Consider the following 14,585-nt stretch of genomic DNA (forward strand, 5'->3'; position numbering starts at 1 on the left):
CTTCAGAAACTGTCAGAGATCATTTGGGAGGGACCCATGTACAACAACCCTGCGACGACTGTGGGCGGTGGGGCGTTGGCCTCTACCGGTATCGGACTGACGACCAGCGTGTGGCTGGGCCTGGCGGCCTTCGCCCTGGTGGCCCTGGGAACCGCCGTGATGCGGATCGTGCCTCGGGGCGCGAACCGCACGTAGCCGCGAAGCGGGCAACACGGTCCACGAAGGTCCGATCCAACGCCCCCAGCACAGCATCAAGCCCCCTGACAGCGGAGAACCCGCAGGCAGGGGGCTTGATCAATACGACCTGGCACGGGTCTGGCATGGGTCCACGAGGACATGGCGCTGCCTCAACTACCGTGCGGACATGGACTGGTTCATATCCCTTGCCTTCGCCGTCCCATTCGTTGCGCTGGGGACAGCCATCGTCCGGGACTACCGAGGGTTTCGGAGCCGCTTCTATCAGCCTCGGACGGGACGACCGTCCGAGGCCGCGGAGCAACGCTACGGAGGGGTCACACGGCTGGTCGGCTGGGTCTTCATCGTGCTCTCGCTGTACCCGCTCGTCGGAGAGACGGTCCGACTCTTCCTGTAGGTGTCTGAGACTGCCGTCATCGACTGGTGCGTCGGCCGGACACGTGGCCCTGTTGCCGCGCGATGGAATCCGGATCACCTCAGTCATCCGGAATGCCCAGCTGCTAGCGTCCGGCAGCATGTGGGCTCAGGAGATCGTGGCCGGACGGCCGGCTTGGCGGCACGCCCCCTCCGGAGTGGTCTTCCGGGCTGTTCCCGGTGGGACGCTCCGAATGGGCTTGTCCGACGCGGAACTGGACGCCGTTCGTGCCATCGAGCGGGCCGACGGCTCGGATGACGACCTCGAAGCGTTCTTCGCCGGTGCTGTCCGAGCCAGGCCGGTGCGAGAGGTGCGGGTCGAGCCATTCCTGATCGCCCGGCATCCGCTCACGGTGGCGCAAGTACGGCACTGGCTGCCCGAGTACGAGGACAGCTTCACCGACTCGGCTTCGAGCACGGCCCGGTTCGAGGACGACTTGGACGATCTCCTGGGGACGTTGCCATTCCGGCTGCCCAGCGAGGCGGAGTGGGAGTACGCGGCCCGGGCAGGCACGAACACTCTGACCTTCCACGGGGACGAGAGGCCGGACGAGGACCAGGTGCTCGACGACTTCGCCGACGAGGAGCGCACCGCCGCGGCTGAGAACGCCTTCGGGCTGGCGGCGATGGGGTCGGCGAACGAAATCTGCGCTGACGTGTGGATCCCGGATTTCACGAACGCGCCGGTGGACGCACGCCCTCGCACCGGGGACGGACCACGGGTGGTGCGCGGCGGCGCCGGCGACCTCCATCCGTGGCAGGGCTGCGACGAGTGGCTGCTGTTGCTCTCCGCCACCCGCTACGAGCTCCCGGACTTCACCGCGGTCCGTCCGGTCGCACCTGTGCCAACCGGTCAGGGGGCGTACTGAGCACAGCCTGACGTCCAGCCGCGTCGCCAGTTCGGAAGGCCGCGTTTCCGGGATGCTCACCGGTTTTCCCCGCGGCCAGGGTGTCCGCCAGCGCCGACAGACTCTGGTTCTGCGTCCCGCGCGCCCAGCAAAACGCCAGCGTGGTGGGCGGCAGGTCGGTCACCGGCACGGCCGCGACATCGCCGGGCAGGCGGTCGGCCACCGCCGACCCGACCACGGTCACAAGACGGCCGAGGGCGACCCGGTCCATGATCTCGTCAAGTCCGGCCTCCGGACAGTGGGCGCGGTAGCCCGGCTCACCCTGGAGGTCAACGACGGCAACCTCCGCCCGACCCGCCAGGTGGTGGTCTCCGGGCAGCAACGCGACCGGGAGTTCCTCGCCCACCTCAATGCCGCTCAGGCCTGTCAGGTCCTCACTGCCGACGCACACCAGGGCCGCATCCGCGAGCCCGTCGCGCACCGCGCCCGCACGGTCGTGCGTGAAGATCAGCTCGGGCGCGGGCCCGCTGTACTGACGCAGCAGCTCCGAAAGCAGCCCGCTACCGGTTCCGGGGCGGACGGCAACGACGAAGCGGGGCGTATCGGCGGATCGTTGGGTGCGCCGTACCGCAACGTCGAGCCGGCGCAGCAGCCGCCGGCACTCGTCGCGGAATGTACGGCCCGCGTCCGTCAGTTCCACCCGCCGGCTCGTCCGGTTCAGCAGACGGACGCCCATGCGCCGCTCCAGGCGGGCGATGGCACGCGAGAGCACCGGCTGTGTGATGCCCAGGTTCTCCGCCGCACGGCTGAAGTGGAGTTCCTCAGCCACTGCCGCGAAGTACACGAGTTCACGCGTCTCCAGGCGATCCATGCCTCCAGGGTATCGCCGCATGTCACATCGGTCATGGCTGGGAACACACGGGGTCTGGTCGACTGAACGCAAACGCGTGGGCCGCTGCCGAAGCCCGAGCCCGATCCCGCAGCGGTCCATCCACGTCCACACCCCCCGATGCCGCGGCACCGCCACAGTGCGGCAGGGCCGCGAGCCACGCAGTACACGAGGAGAGCCGAACCATGACCAGTGAGCGCGAAGTGCAGGAGGTACTCGCCCGCTACGTCCGTGCCACGGACGCGCGCGACGGCAAGGCACAGGGCGCGTTGTTCACGGACGACGCGGTCGTGCGGATCCACGCCAAGACCGGCCAGGGGACCTACGAGCCGGTCGGCGAGCCTCTGATCGGCGGTGTGGCCGTGCGGTACGCGGTCGAGAACTTCATGGAACCGCACCCGGAGGGCGGCTCCAGCCACCACACCACCTCGGACTGCATCATCGAGGTCGACGGCGACAGCGCCCATCTCAACGCACAGTTCGTCGTGTTCCGGGTACGCGCCCGGCGCCGCCCCGAAACCGGCTGGACGGAAGGCGCGTTGGGCGCGCAGGGCACCGTGGAGCCGTACGAGTCGGGCTACTACGACACCTGGCTGCGCCGTATGAACGGCGAGTGGAAGATCGTTCGCCATGACGTCCTGATGGACATGCCGATGGCCATACCGGAAGTGTGACGTGAAGGCCGCGGTCCACCGCCGGCCTGACCGTCCGCGTGTACGCGCACCTGATGCCGTCCAGCCGACGTCCACCACCAAGGGCGTGTTTCCGCAGGTCAACACGGCTCTCAGCATGGGGCAGGCTGCTAACGCCACCCCCTCCGGAACAACGAAGAGACCACCCATCCGGTCACCCGAATGGCGCAACAAGACGTGCCACCCACATTGGTGAAGATCAAGCTGACTAGTGCCCCAACCGAGGCAATCCGTGAAAGGGGAACCGAATGCGCACTCGACGAATCCTCGCCGCCGCCATCGCCACGGCAGCCCTCGCCGGACTCGGCCTCACAGGCGCCGCCACCGCCACCGCCGCCACCACACAGGGTGGTCCCTCCTACGTCACCCCTTCTCAGTGTGAGGAGGGCGGCGGAAAGCCCATGATCAATGAGCCGGGCAACCCCTGCAAGGGCGGTAAGTACGACGGGCAGCCGGTCGACTAAACCCCACAAGGCGCCCCGCGGCCACGCGCCGCGGGGCGCTCCCGCGCGAGCGTAGCCGGGAGAGCCGCAGGGACTTGTGCCGCCCCGTCGGGCACGCCAGGTCCGAGTCGGCCCGGAAGCACGCGGCGGGCGGGAGCTCCTGAATGGACTCGAAAATGCCCCCGATCCGCGCCATAAGCGCAGGTCGGGGGCACGATCACAAACCCTACTTCTTCTTGCCCTGGTTCTTGACCGCCTCTATGGCGGCTGCCGCGGCGGTCGGGTCGAGGTACTTGCCGCCCGGGGTGACGGGGCGGAAGTCGGCGTCGAGTTCGTAGGAGAGGGGGATGCCGGTGGGGATGTTGAGGCCCGCGATGTCGGCGTCCGAGATCTGGTCGAGGTGCTTGACCAGCGCGCGCAGGCTGTTGCCGTGGGCGGCGATCAGGACCGTGCGGCCGGCCAGGAGGTCGGGGACGACCGAGTCGAACCAGTACGGGAGCATGCGGACGACGACGTCCTTCAGGCACTCCGTCTGCGGACGCAGCTCCGGCGGGAGGTTCGCGTAGCGCGCGTCGGAGAACTGGGAGTACTCGGCGTCGCGGTCCAGCGCCGGCGGCGGGGTGTCGTAGGAGCGGCGCCACAGCATGAACTGCTCCTCGCCGAACTCCTGAAGGGTCTGGGCCTTGTCCTTGCCCTGGAGGGCACCGTAGTGGCGCTCGTTCAGGCGCCAGGAGCGGTGGACCGGGATCCAGTGGCGGTCGGCGGCCTCCAGCGCGAGCTGGGCCGTGCGGATCGCGCGCTTCTGGACGGAGGTGTGGACCACGTCGGGCAGCAGGCCGGCGTCCTTCAGCAGCTCACCGCCGCGGATCGCCTCCTTCTCGCCCTTCTCGTTGAGGTTGACGTCCACCCAGCCGGTGAACAGGTTCTTCGCGTTCCACTCGCTCTCGCCGTGGCGGAGCAGGATCAGCTTGTACGGTGCGTCGGCCATGCCTCAGAGCGTAATCCACGCATTCGGGCCCCTGCCCCGGCGCCCAGCAGGCGGACGGCAGCCCCCGGCGCAGCCCCGACAGTTGACGGCTTCTGTTAATCGAGTGGTCCTGCACGGCCGCCGCCACGTAAGTTGTGCTCGCCGCTTCAGCCGCTTACATCCGCGTACATCCCCGGGGGGTCGTCCATGTCCGTCGCCAGTCTCAGACGCGCCGCCCGCGAGACCGTCTCCGGGCTCCCCCGAGAGTTCTGGTGGCTGTGGACCAGCACCCTCGTCAACCGGCTCGGCGCCTTCGTCGCCACGTTCATGGCGCTGTACCTGACCCTGGACCGCGGCTACTCCGCCTCGTACGCCGGTCTGGTCGCCGCGCTGCACGGGCTCGGAGGGGTCGTCTCCTCGCTCGCCGGGGGCGTGATGGCCGACCGGCTGGGACGGCGGCCGACCCTGCTCGTCGCCCAGTCCGCCACCGCCGTGTCCGTCGCGGCGCTCGGGTTCGTCCGGGACCCCGTCGCCATCGCCGCCGTCGCCTTCCTGGTCGGCATGGCCAGCAACGCCTCCCGGCCCGCCGTGCAGGCGATGATGGCCGACATCGTGCGGCCCGAGGACCGGGTCCGCGCCTTCTCCCTCAACTACTGGGCCGTCAACCTCGGCTTCGCCATCTCCTCCATGGCGGCCGGCTTCATCGCCGAGTACAGCTATCTCGCCGGCTTCCTGATCGAGGCCGCGATGACGATGGCCTGCGCGATCGTCGTCTTCCTGAAGCTGCCCGAGTCCCGGCCGGTTCCGGACGCGCACGCGAGCCACGACGGCGGCGACCCCGTCCGGCTGTGGACCGTCCTGCGGGACGGGCGGTTCATGGGCGTCGTCGGAACGTCCTTCCTGATCGCGGTCGTCTTCCAGCAGGGGTCGGTCGGGCTGCCGATCGCCATGGGCCGGGCCGGCTTCACGCCCGCCGACTACGGCACGGCCCTCGCCGTCAACGGGTTCCTGATCGTCGCCCTGCAGATCCCGGTCACCCGTTTCATCGAGCATCGGGACCCCGGACGGCTGCTGATCGTCTCCGCGCTCCTCGCCGGGTACGGATTCGGGCTCACGGCGTTCGCCGGCTCGGTGGGCGTGTTCGCGCTCACGGTGTGCGTGTGGACGCTCGGCGAGATGATCAACGCGCCCACCCAGACCGGGCTGGTCGTCCGGCTCTCCCCGGCGCACGGGCGCGGGCGCTACCAGGGCGTCTACACCCTGTCCTGGTCGGTGGCCGCCCTGGTCGCGCCCCTGATGTCCGGCACCGTCATCGACCGGTTCGGCGCCGAGTGGCTGTGGGGCATGTGCGCGGCCGTCGGCACGGCCGCCGCCCTCGGCTACTGGGCCCTGATGCACCGCCTGCCGAAGGCCGGGCCGGCCGTCGCGGAATCCCGCGCCGAGCCCCGTACCGAGGTCGGCGCCGCGTGAGGCGGGGGGAGTAGTCACCAGCCGGAGGCGGCACTTGGCGGCGGCGTCACCACGGACGCCTCCGCCCGGTGCCGTCTCCGCACCACGGACGCCTCCGCCCAGTGCCGCCTCCGCTCTACGGATACCTCAGCTCTACGGATACCTCAGCACCACGAATACCTCCGCTCTACGGATGCATCCGCGCACCCTTCAGCACCTTGTCCACCGCGTTGCGCGGGCCGTACACCGCGAGCCCCACGAGATCCAGCTCGGCGGTCGGCACGGCCCGGACCGCGGCCCGGTTGTCGCGGTCGTTGCCCGTGGTGAACAGGTCGGAGGTGAAGACCGCGCGCGGCAGGGACCGGGACAGGGCCCGCCCGTGCGCCGCCGTCAGCGTCTCCTTGGTGCCCTGGAAGACCAGCACCGGCTGGCGGAACATCGGCAGGTAGGGCACCTCGCCGGCGTCCTCGTACGGCTCCCCGATCACCTCGGGGACCGTCGTGCCGAGGCCGCTGACCAGGAACGCGGTGACGTTCAGGCGCTGCCAGGGCTCCAGGTCCTCGCGCAGCAGGACGGCGATCTTGGTGTCGAAGCGGATGGGCTGCTCGTCGTTCATGGCCCCGCAGCGGAACGTCTCCGCCTGGCGCCCGCGTGTCCCGGGCGTCGTGGAGGTGTTCCACGCGCACTTCACCGAGTACGCCTACCCGATGCACGTGCACGAGGCGTGGACGCTGCTGATCGTGGACGACGGCGCCGTACGGTACGACCTGGACCGGCACGAGCACGGCACCCCGCACGACACCGTGTCCCTGCTGCCGCCGCACGTCCCGCACAACGGCTCGCCCGTCGGCCCGCGCGGCTTCCGCAAGCGGGTGCTGTACCTGGACGCCTCCCACCTGGGCGACGAGCTCATCGGGGCGGCCGTGGACGGGCCGGACCTGCGTGATCCGGTGCTGCGGCGGCGGGTCGGACAGGTGCACACCGCGCTCACGCTGCCCGGTGACGAGCTGGAGGCGGAGAGCCGGCTGACGCTCATCGGTGAACGGCTGCGCACGCATCTGCGGCCACGGCTCGCTGTCGGGGCCCCGCGCCGCGACCCCGCCCTCGCCCGCCAGGTGCGCGAACTGCTCGACGAGCGGCTGCCGCAGGGTGTCACCCTCGACGAGGCGTCGGCCCTGGTGCAGGCCCATCCCGCCCATTTGGTACGGGCGTTCAGCGGTGCCTACGGCATCGCTCCGCACCAGTACCTGATGTCCCGCCGGGTGGACCGCGCCCGCCGGCTGCTGCTGGCGGGGCGGAAGCCGGCCGAGGTGGCCGCCGAGACCGGCTTCTACGACCAGGCCCATCTCACCCGGCACTTCAGGAGACTCGTGGGAGTGACTCCGGGGCGGTACGGCCGCGGGACCTCGCGAGGCAGGCCCGGGACGTGAAGCCAGGCGGGCGTCAGTCGGCCGGACGCCGGGTCAGGTGCGCGAACGCCTCCAGGTTGCGGGTCGATTCGCCGCGCGAGACGCGCCAGGCGTACTCACGGCGGATCGCCGAGGCGAAGCCGAGTTCCAGCAGGGTGTTGAAGCTGCCGTCGGCCGCCTCCAGGACCTGCCCGAGCAGCCGGTCGACCTCGTCGGCGGTCACCGCGGCCAGCGGCAGCCGGCCGGTGACGTAGACGTCGCCGAGCTGGTCGACGGCGTAACTCACGCCGTACAGCTTGAGGTTGCGCTCCAGCAGCCAGCGGTGGACGGCGGACTCGTTCTCGTCGGGGTGGCGGATGACGAAGGCGTTCAGGGACAGCGAGTGCCGGCCGACGATCATCGACAGGGTGGTCGACAGCTTGCGGGTGCCGGGAAGCTTCACGACGTAGGTGCCGGACCGCGGGCTCTCCCACTCCAGTTCGGCGCCCTTGAGCACGTCCTCGACGACCCGCGTCGCCCGTTGCTGCTCCGCCTCACCCGTGGCACCCGTGGCGCTACCCATGGGGCGAGCGTACGCGACGCCGGTGGGCCTGCAACGCGGCCGTGTACACGTCGGCCGTGGCCGCCGCCGACGCGTCCCAGCCGAAGAACCGCGCGTGCCGGGCGGCGGCGGCGCCCATCCGGTCGGCGAGGTGCGGGGTGTCGGCGAAGCGGCTCAGCATGTGCGCGTAGTCGGCCGGGTCGTGGCCCTGGACCAGGAATCCGGTCTCGCCGTCCCGTACGGCCACCGGCAGCCCGCCGACCGAGGCGGCGAGGACCGGGGTGCCGGTGGCCTGCGCCTCTATCGCGACGAGGCCGAAGGACTCGCTGTAGGAGGGCATGACCAGGACGGACGCGGCCCGGAACCAGTCGGCCAGCCGGTCCTGCCCGACCGGCGGGCAGAACCGTACGACGTCGGCGATGCCGAGCCGGGCGGCCAGTTTCTGCAGCCCCTCCGGCTTGGCGAGGCCGCTGCCGCTCGGGCCGCCGACGACGGGTACGACGATGCGGGAGCGCAGCTCGGGCCGCCGGTCGAGGAGCACGCCCACGGCCCTCAGCAGCACGTCGGGGGCCTTGAGCGGCTGTATACGCCCGGCGAACAGCGGGATCAGGGCGTCCTGCGGCAGGCCGAGGCGGGCGCGGGCGGCGGCGCGGCCGTCGCCGGGGCGGAAGCGGGTGAGGTTCACGCCGGGGTGCACGACGGCGACCTTGGCGGGGTCGGCGCTGTAGTGCCGTACGAGTTCGCCCGCCTCCTCGTCGGTGTTGGCGATCAGCCGGTCGGCGGCGGTGACGATCTGGGTCTCGCCGATGACGCGGGCGGCGGGCTCGGGGGTGTCGCCCATGGCCAGGCTGGCGTTCTTGACCTTGGCCATGGTGTGCATGGCGTGCACCAGGGGGACGCCCCAGCGCTGGGCGGCGAGCCAGCCGACGTGGCCGGAGAGCCAGTAGTGGGAGTGGACGAGGTCGTAGTGACCGGGGCGTTGGCCGGCCCAGGCCTGCATCACGCCGTGCGTGAAGGCGCAGAGCTGGGCGGGCAGGTCCTCCTTGGCCAGGCCCTCGTAGGGGCCGGCGTCGACGTGCCGGACGAGGACGCCCGGGGACAGTTCGACGGCGGGCGGCAGGTCCCCCGCGGTGGCCCTGGTGAAGACCTCGACCTCGACGCCCTGGGCGGCCAGCCGCTGGGCCAGCTCCACGATGTAGACGTTCATGCCGCCGGCGTCGCCCGTGCCGGGCTGGTGGAGCGGTGAGGTGTGCACGGAGAGCATGGCGACGCGCCGGGGCCGACGGTGCAGCCGCAGCCGCGTGGGTGCCGTCGGGGAACGACGCCCGAGCCTGCTGACGTACTGGCTCACGTGGCGTTCCTCCTCGTTACGGGCATGCCGAGGGCGCCGAGCGCCCTCCAAGACCCAACGCCGGAGGCCCCGACTCCATTTCCGCACCCGGTTCCTTTACCCAATCATTACCGACTCTCGCTCAACCGTTCGACCCCGGTGGGCGTGCCGCCCGGGCGCGACCGGCGCGCGGCGGACTGCGGGTACCGCAAAAGCACGGCGCGACGCACGCGCACGCGACCTGATGGAACGGCGTCGCACAGGCCCGCGAGGGAGGGGGTGGTACGTCCGTGCCGTGCGGGCCGAGGGGCGCCATACCCTCGTATGCATGACATCCCGCGCAGCGACCCTCCCCCACTCTCGGCTTCGCTCGAGAGTGGGGACCCCCGTCGTGGGAACGGTGACGCGCGGGACGACCAACCCCAACCGGCTCCGCCGCATGGACCGCTGGATCGCGGCCGTGCACGGCGCCGAACTGCGCCGCGCCGCCGATCCGGTGGCGGTCGACCTCGGCTACGGCGCCGCCCCCTGGACGGCGGTCGAGCTGCTGACCCGGCTGCGCACCGCCGCTCCCCGCGCGCGCGTGGTCGGCGTCGAGATCGAACCGGCCCGGGTCACGGCCGCCAAGCCGTACGAGCGCGAAGGACTCGTCTTCCGTCACGGCGGCTTCGAGGTTCCCGTCCCGCGGCGCCCCCACCTCATCCGCGCGGCGAACGTGCTGCGGCAGTACGACGAGGGAGATGTCGCCGCCGTCTGGGAGCGACTGCGCGCGCGGCTCGCCCCGGCGGACGGGCACTCGCGCGGAGGGCTGCTGGTCGAGGGCACCTGCGACGAGATCGGCCGCCGGCACGTCTGGGTCGCGCTCGGTCCCGAGGGCCCCCGCACGGTGACCTTCGCCACCCGGCTCGGCTCTCTGGACCGACCGTCCGACCTGGCTGAACGCCTCCCGAAGGCACTCATCCACCGCAATGTCCGGGGCGAGCCGGTGCACGCCTTCCTGCGCGATTTCGACCGCGCCTGGGCGAGCGCGGCGCCGTACGCCTCCTACGGCGCCCGGCAGCGCTGGATCCGCTCGGTGCGCGACCTGGCGGCCGACTGGCCGGTGACGGACGGTCCGACGCGGTGGCGGCAGGGCGAAGTGACGATCGACTGGCGGGCGTTGGCGCCGCGGAACTGACCGGCGACCAGCCGCGCGGCGGCCGGACGACCGCCCGCGCAACCGCCGTGACCTGCGGGGAACGATCTTTGCGGGTCGTTCGTCACACAGACGGGGAGATCGCCGGGAGATCGCCACACCTCTGTCGCTTTGCGCCGAGTCGTGGCACGATCACCCGAGCGTCTGCATGTTACTGACGGTTAACCAGCTGGGGGGCGAGTATGGGACGGGGCAGGCACAGCGTGCTCGCGGCGGCCGTGACCGTGGTCTGCGCGGTCACGCTGCTGGGAGCACCGGGCACCGCTTTCGCGCGCGCGCTGCCGGACCCGGCGCCGCCCGCCGCACCCCCTTCCTCGTCCGCGCCCTCGCCTTCGTCCCCGCCCTCCGTCACGCTCCCGCCGGACCAGGACCTCGAAGCCGTCCGCGCCGAGCTGGACGAGCTCTACCACGACGCGGCCGTCGCCACCGACGCCTACAACCTGGCCGACGAGAAGGCGAAGAAGCAGTCCGCCGAGATCACGGACCTGAACGGGAAGATCGCTGACGAACAGCGGAAACTCGACGGTCTGAAGGAACGCGCCGGCGCCGCGGCCAGCGCCCAGTACCGCACGGGTGGCCTGCCGCCGGAGGTCCAGCTGATGCTGGGCAACGACCCGCAGGACTTCTTCGACGGGGCAGGCCGGTTGCTCCAGAGCCAGCGGGCGACCAAGAACCTGATCGAGGAAACCACCCGCGCCCAGCAGGACTTGGAGCTGTACGCGGGCGATGCCGCCGACCACTTGCGGGAGCTGGAGGCGGGCCGCAAGGCCAAGGCCGCCGCGAAGAAGCGGATCAAGCAGCGGATCAAGGAGGCCGAGCAGCTCGAGGCCAAGCTGGAGAAGCGGCAGCGCGAGCGCCTCGCCGAACTGGAGCGGCAGGCCGCCGACCAGGCGCAGTCGGCCTGGCTGAGCACCGGGATCCTCGACGAACTCAAGGGCAGGGCGTCCGCGTCGGGCAGGAAGGCGGTCGAGTTCGCCACGGCCCAGCTCGGCAAGCCGTACCAGTGGGGCGCCGTGGGTCCCCGCACGTACGACTGCTCGGGGCTCACCTCCCAGGCCTGGGCGGCGGCCGGCCACCCGGTCCCGCGCACCTCCCAGCAGCAGTGGCAGCAGCTCGAGCGCGTGGACATCAAGGACATGCGGCCCGGCGATCTGATCATCTACTTCGATGACGCCAGCCATGTCGGGATGTACGTCGGCGACGGCACGATCGTCCATGCCCCGCGCCCGGGGCGCACGGTGACGCTCGCCGGGGCGGGCTCGATGCCGATCCTGGGCGTCGTACGGCCCACCACGGACTGAGCCCCCAGGGCGGGGCACGCACTGAGCCTCCACGGGCCGGACGCCCCCTTTCCCCGCTCCGTCGGTGAACCCGGTGACCCCGGCCACGTGACCGATCGCACCCCCGGCCGCCACCAAACCCACGGGGGACGTGACCTTCGTCATTCCGGCCCCGGCGGCGCCCTGTCCAACTCCGGTAGGGATCGCGGCATATGACAGGGGCGAAAGCCGGAGCGACGCGCCTCACACCATTCCCCCGCGGCGCCGACTACCGCTAATGTCCCCGTCGGCGGCCCGAGGTCCCTTGGTAACCGCCATGCCCTCGGGGGGAGGGAAGGAACCCAGGACAATGCCCGTGCCCGTACCGCGGCAGAGGACGGTCCCGGCCGCGGAGTGCGACCAGGCACAGACCGCGTCCCACGGCGACGGCACCTCCGCAGCGCAGGCCCCGCGTAAGGAACCAACGGTCGAGAAGGACAGCCGCGCCGCAACGCCGGCCACCAACACCACCCAGCTCACGCTGCTGCTGATCGAGGACGACCCGGTCGGCTCGCCGATGGTGCCCGAACTGCTCGACGCGTCCGGCAAGCCGATCCGCGTGCGCAGGGCCCGCAACCTCACCGAGGCCGAGCGGCTGCTCACCGACGACGTCCACTGCATCCTGCTCGACCTCGCGCTGCCCGCGCCCGGCCGGTCCGCGGGCGACGACGACGAGCTCGCCGTGCTCCGGCACATACTCGAACTCGCGCCCCGGCACGCCGTCCTCGCGCTCACCTCCTCCGGTGACGCCGAGCGCGCCGCCCAGGCGGTGCGGGTCGGCGCCCAGGACTACCTGTTCCGGGACGAGCTGGACGGGCGGCTGCTGAGCCGTGCGATCCGGTACGCGGTGGAGCGCAAGCGCTCCGACTCGGCCGAGCGCAGGCTCGCCGAGGGACGGCTGCGCGCGCAGGAGAACCGCCGGCTGGAGCGCGGCCTGCTGCCGACCCCCCTGCTGGACGGGTCCACGCTGCGCTTCGCCGCCCGCTACCGCCCCGGCCGCTCGCGCGCGCTGCTCGGCGGCGACTTCTACGACGCCGTCCGCACGCCCGACGGCACCGTGCACGCCATGATCGGCGACGTCTCCGGGCACGGCCCGGACGAAGCGGCGCTGGGTGTGGAGCTGCGTATCGCCTGGCGGGCGCTGACCCTGGCGGGGCTGTGCGGGGACGAGCTGCTGGGCACGCTCCAGCAGGTCCTTGAGCACGAGCGCTCCGACGACGAGATCTTCGCGACCCTGTGCGCGGTGGACATAGCGCCCGACGGGCGCCATGCGGGACTGTGCCTGGCCGGCCACCCGTCACCGCTGGTGATCACTCCTGGCCGGCCCGCCCGGCTGCTGCCGTACGAGAACAACGGCCCCGCCCTCGGTCTGCTGCCGGGCGACCGCTGGCCCCGGATGCAGGTGCAGCTGGGCGCGGAGTGGAGCCTGATGCTCTACACCGACGGTCTGATCGAGGGCCGGATCGGGGAGGGCGGTGAGCGGCTGGGTCAGGACGGCATGGTCGACGTGGTCCGCCGCCAGCTCGACGAGGGTCTGCGCGGGGAGGGGCTGCTGCGGGCGACGGTGAACGAGGTGCGCGGGCTCAACGGCGGCGAGCTCACGGACGATGTGGCCGTGGTCCTGCTGGACCGGGAGCCGTAGCCGGCCGACGCCGCGGGCCGGCCGTCGGCCCGGGGGTTCACCGGCCGCCGTTGTAGGGCCCGTACGGGCCGTCGCTGCTGCTGCCGCGGCGGCGGCCGAAGCCGCCACCCGAGACGTGCTTGAGCGCGGGGCGGACGTCCACGAAGAAGACGATCGTGGCGACAAGGCCCGCGATCTGCAGGAAGAGCATCGGCACCAGCAGGTTCACCGCGACCGCGACACCCAGGATGATCAGCCAGAAGCCCTTGTTCTGCTTGCCGGCCGCGCGGTACGCGTCATCCCGGTACAGGACAGCCATCCCCAAGGCCACCACGGCGAGCACCAGCATCGCCAGGTAGAGCAGCGACAGGAAGCCGCCGAACGCCGTCATCAGCACAATGCCCACCACCCGATCGAGTCCTCTGTACGGCCACCGTACCCGTGCCCGGCCGCCGTGTATCCGTAAGAACGGGCCGGGCGCCCAAGGAGTGCCCGGCCCGCCCCATGTTCCTTCGGCGCGCCTACGGGGTGGGCGGGGTGGCCCTCTTCGCCGTGGGCGGGGTCTTGCGCATGGCCGGACCCTTCCCCTTCCCGTGGTTCTTCTTGGCCGTGATGGGCGTGGCCCCGTTCTCGGCGGGCCCGTCCTCCTTGACCACGACCGGCTCCGCCTTCGGCTCGGGCTCGACGGCGACGGCGAGCTCCTCGACCTCCTCGGCGATGTCCTCGATGCCGTCTGCGGCCTGGCCGCGCCAGGTCCGCACGGCCTGCTCACCGTGCTCGGCGACCTTCTCGTAGGTCTCACGGGCCTTGACGGCGTACTCGGCGGCGACGCCGACGCCGCGCAGGGCGAGGTCCTGGGCGCTCTCGCCGAGCCTCTTCAGATCGGCGTCGAGGTTGGTGCTGAGCTTCTTGAGATCGCTGTCCAGGTAGTTCAGGAAGCCGTTGACCCTGGTCTGGAGGTTCTCCTGCGTCTCCCTGACACGGACGCCGGCCTCCTTGGCGCGGGCGGTGGCCCGCGCCTGAACGGCCTTCGGGTCGGTGTTGCGCACCGCGTCGATACGGGCCGGGGCGTCGGCGCGCAGCTGGTCCACCAGGGCGGGCACCTTCTTGGCCTGCTGGAGGGCCAGGTCCGCGGTGCCCGCGGCGAAGTAGAGCGGCGTGGGGTCACTGAGGGTCTTGCGCAGGTCGTCGGTGATGGCCATGGTGCTGGTTCTCCCGGATCGCTTGTGGCTGAGGGTTGTGGGTTTCCGCGGTGGTCGGGCCGCACGCCCGC

The 14,585-nt window shown here is 71.5% G+C and carries 17 protein-coding genes; 10 read left to right on the plus strand and 7 right to left on the minus strand.

Annotated features, from left to right (window positions below; all coding sequences use genetic code 11):
* The first annotated feature begins 36 nt into the window (after positions 1–36).
* The 3 genes from OIE49_RS16955 (at position 37) to OIE49_RS16965 (ending at position 1,478) form a co-directional block, all read left to right on the plus strand.
* A complete protein-coding gene (locus OIE49_RS16955) occupies positions 37–195 on the plus strand; it encodes a hypothetical protein (RefSeq protein WP_326803069.1) in 159 nt (52 codons plus the stop codon).
* Positions 196–364: 169 nt separating this feature from the next.
* Positions 365–592, plus strand: coding sequence for a hypothetical protein (locus tag OIE49_RS16960; protein ID WP_326803070.1), 228 nt, complete (start codon positions 365–367; stop codon positions 590–592).
* A 211-nt stretch (positions 593–803) separates the two neighbouring features.
* Positions 804–1,478 carry a formylglycine-generating enzyme family protein gene (locus OIE49_RS16965; protein ID WP_326803071.1) on the plus strand — a complete coding sequence of 225 codons (675 nt, stop codon included), beginning with the start codon at positions 804–806 and terminating at the stop codon, positions 1,476–1,478.
* On the opposite strand, the gene OIE49_RS16970 is transcribed toward OIE49_RS16965, so the two are convergent.
* Positions 1,426–2,328: a LysR family transcriptional regulator gene (locus OIE49_RS16970; protein ID WP_326803072.1), complete on the minus strand. Its 903-nt coding sequence runs from the start codon at positions 2,326–2,328 to the stop codon at positions 1,426–1,428. The genes OIE49_RS16965 and OIE49_RS16970 overlap by 53 nt on opposite strands.
* 203 nt (positions 2,329–2,531) lie before the next feature.
* Here OIE49_RS16970 and OIE49_RS16975 point away from each other — a divergent pair, with 203 nt between their 5' ends.
* Both OIE49_RS16975 and OIE49_RS16980 read left to right on the plus strand, forming a co-directional pair.
* Positions 2,532–3,020 carry a nuclear transport factor 2 family protein gene (locus tag OIE49_RS16975; protein WP_326803073.1) on the plus strand — a complete coding sequence of 163 codons (489 nt, stop codon included), beginning with the start codon at positions 2,532–2,534 and terminating at the stop codon, positions 3,018–3,020.
* A gap of 266 nt (positions 3,021–3,286) precedes the next feature.
* Positions 3,287–3,502, plus strand: a complete 216-nt coding sequence (locus tag OIE49_RS16980) for a hypothetical protein (RefSeq protein ID WP_326803074.1) — start codon at positions 3,287–3,289, stop codon at positions 3,500–3,502.
* A 205-nt stretch (positions 3,503–3,707) separates the two neighbouring features.
* On the opposite strand, the gene OIE49_RS16985 is transcribed toward OIE49_RS16980, so the two are convergent.
* Entirely contained in the window at positions 3,708–4,469 is a 762-nt protein-coding gene (locus OIE49_RS16985) for a phosphoglyceromutase (protein WP_326803075.1), read from the minus strand.
* A 186-nt stretch (positions 4,470–4,655) separates the two neighbouring features.
* Between OIE49_RS16985 and OIE49_RS16990 the strand changes: the two genes are divergently transcribed.
* Positions 4,656–5,918: an MDR family MFS transporter gene (locus tag OIE49_RS16990; RefSeq protein WP_326803076.1), complete on the plus strand. Its 1,263-nt coding sequence runs from the start codon at positions 4,656–4,658 to the stop codon at positions 5,916–5,918.
* Between the two features lie 166 nt (positions 5,919–6,084).
* On the opposite strand, the gene OIE49_RS16995 is transcribed toward OIE49_RS16990, so the two are convergent.
* Positions 6,085–6,513 (minus strand): DUF2000 domain-containing protein, encoded by a 429-nt coding sequence (locus tag OIE49_RS16995; protein ID WP_326803077.1) that lies wholly within the window; start codon positions 6,511–6,513, stop codon positions 6,085–6,087.
* Between OIE49_RS16995 and OIE49_RS17000 the strand changes: the two genes are divergently transcribed.
* Complete coding sequence (locus tag OIE49_RS17000) at positions 6,512–7,327, plus strand: helix-turn-helix domain-containing protein (RefSeq protein ID WP_326803078.1); 816 nt, start codon at positions 6,512–6,514, stop codon at positions 7,325–7,327. The genes OIE49_RS16995 and OIE49_RS17000 overlap by 2 nt on opposite strands.
* Positions 7,328–7,340: 13 nt before the next feature.
* Here OIE49_RS17000 and OIE49_RS17005 read toward each other — a convergent pair whose 3' ends face one another.
* Positions 7,341–7,868, minus strand: coding sequence for a YbjN domain-containing protein (locus OIE49_RS17005; protein WP_326803079.1), 528 nt, complete (start codon positions 7,866–7,868; stop codon positions 7,341–7,343).
* Positions 7,861–9,198: a D-inositol-3-phosphate glycosyltransferase gene (mshA, locus tag OIE49_RS17010; RefSeq protein WP_326803080.1), complete on the minus strand. Its 1,338-nt coding sequence runs from the start codon at positions 9,196–9,198 to the stop codon at positions 7,861–7,863. The genes OIE49_RS17005 and mshA overlap by 8 nt, the downstream gene beginning before the upstream one ends.
* A 370-nt stretch (positions 9,199–9,568) precedes the next feature.
* Here mshA and OIE49_RS17015 point away from each other — a divergent pair, with 370 nt between their 5' ends.
* From OIE49_RS17015 to OIE49_RS17025, 3 genes are all read left to right on the plus strand, one after another.
* Complete coding sequence (locus tag OIE49_RS17015) at positions 9,569–10,354, plus strand: SAM-dependent methyltransferase (RefSeq protein WP_100569087.1); 786 nt, start codon at positions 9,569–9,571, stop codon at positions 10,352–10,354.
* Between the two features lie 200 nt (positions 10,355–10,554).
* The gene (locus OIE49_RS17020) at positions 10,555–11,673 is read left to right on the plus strand and encodes a C40 family peptidase (protein WP_326803081.1); all 1,119 of its coding nucleotides are present in this window, start codon (positions 10,555–10,557) and stop codon (positions 11,671–11,673) included.
* Positions 11,674–12,001: 328 nt separating this feature from the next.
* A complete protein-coding gene (locus OIE49_RS17025) occupies positions 12,002–13,333 on the plus strand; it encodes a PP2C family protein-serine/threonine phosphatase (protein ID WP_326803082.1) in 1,332 nt (443 codons plus the stop codon).
* Positions 13,334–13,370: 37 nt separating this feature from the next.
* Here the strand turns inward: OIE49_RS17025 and OIE49_RS17030 are convergent, their stop codons facing one another.
* Positions 13,371–13,709, minus strand: coding sequence for a DUF2516 family protein (locus OIE49_RS17030; RefSeq protein WP_326806252.1), 339 nt, complete (start codon positions 13,707–13,709; stop codon positions 13,371–13,373).
* A gap of 124 nt (positions 13,710–13,833) precedes the next feature.
* Positions 13,834–14,514, minus strand: a complete 681-nt coding sequence (locus tag OIE49_RS17035; RefSeq protein ID WP_326803083.1) for a hypothetical protein — start codon at positions 14,512–14,514, stop codon at positions 13,834–13,836.
* Between the last annotated feature and the right edge of the window lie 71 nt (positions 14,515–14,585).

The organism is Streptomyces sp. NBC_01788 (assembly GCF_035917575.1).
Taxonomy (GTDB): Bacteria; Actinomycetota; Actinomycetes; order Streptomycetales; family Streptomycetaceae; genus Streptomyces.

Bases quoted from the DNA above. Each gene is read 5' to 3' on its own strand.
- OIE49_RS16955 (WP_326803069.1), top strand. From the start codon at position 37: ATGTACAACAACCCTGCGACGACTGTGGGCGGTGGGGCGTTGGCCTCT.
- OIE49_RS16960 (WP_326803070.1), top strand. From the start codon at position 365: ATGGACTGGTTCATATCCCTTGCCTTCGCCGTCCCATTCGTTGCGCTG.
- OIE49_RS16965 (WP_326803071.1), top strand. From the start codon at position 804: ATGGGCTTGTCCGACGCGGAACTGGACGCCGTTCGTGCCATCGAGCGG.
- OIE49_RS16970 (WP_326803072.1), bottom strand. From the start codon at position 2,328: ATGGATCGCCTGGAGACGCGTGAACTCGTGTACTTCGCGGCAGTGGCT.
- OIE49_RS16975 (WP_326803073.1), top strand. From the start codon at position 2,532: ATGACCAGTGAGCGCGAAGTGCAGGAGGTACTCGCCCGCTACGTCCGT.
- OIE49_RS16980 (WP_326803074.1), top strand. From the start codon at position 3,287: ATGCGCACTCGACGAATCCTCGCCGCCGCCATCGCCACGGCAGCCCTC.
- OIE49_RS16985 (WP_326803075.1), bottom strand. From the start codon at position 4,469: ATGGCCGACGCACCGTACAAGCTGATCCTGCTCCGCCACGGCGAGAGC.
- OIE49_RS16990 (WP_326803076.1), top strand. From the start codon at position 4,656: ATGTCCGTCGCCAGTCTCAGACGCGCCGCCCGCGAGACCGTCTCCGGG.
- OIE49_RS17000 (WP_326803078.1), top strand. From the start codon at position 6,512: ATGGCCCCGCAGCGGAACGTCTCCGCCTGGCGCCCGCGTGTCCCGGGC.
- OIE49_RS16995 (WP_326803077.1), bottom strand. From the start codon at position 6,513: ATGAACGACGAGCAGCCCATCCGCTTCGACACCAAGATCGCCGTCCTG.
- OIE49_RS17005 (WP_326803079.1), bottom strand. From the start codon at position 7,868: ATGGGTAGCGCCACGGGTGCCACGGGTGAGGCGGAGCAGCAACGGGCG.
- OIE49_RS17020 (WP_326803081.1), top strand. From the start codon at position 10,555: ATGGGACGGGGCAGGCACAGCGTGCTCGCGGCGGCCGTGACCGTGGTC.
- OIE49_RS17025 (WP_326803082.1), top strand. From the start codon at position 12,002: ATGCCCGTGCCCGTACCGCGGCAGAGGACGGTCCCGGCCGCGGAGTGC.
- OIE49_RS17035 (WP_326803083.1), bottom strand. From the start codon at position 14,514: ATGGCCATCACCGACGACCTGCGCAAGACCCTCAGTGACCCCACGCCG.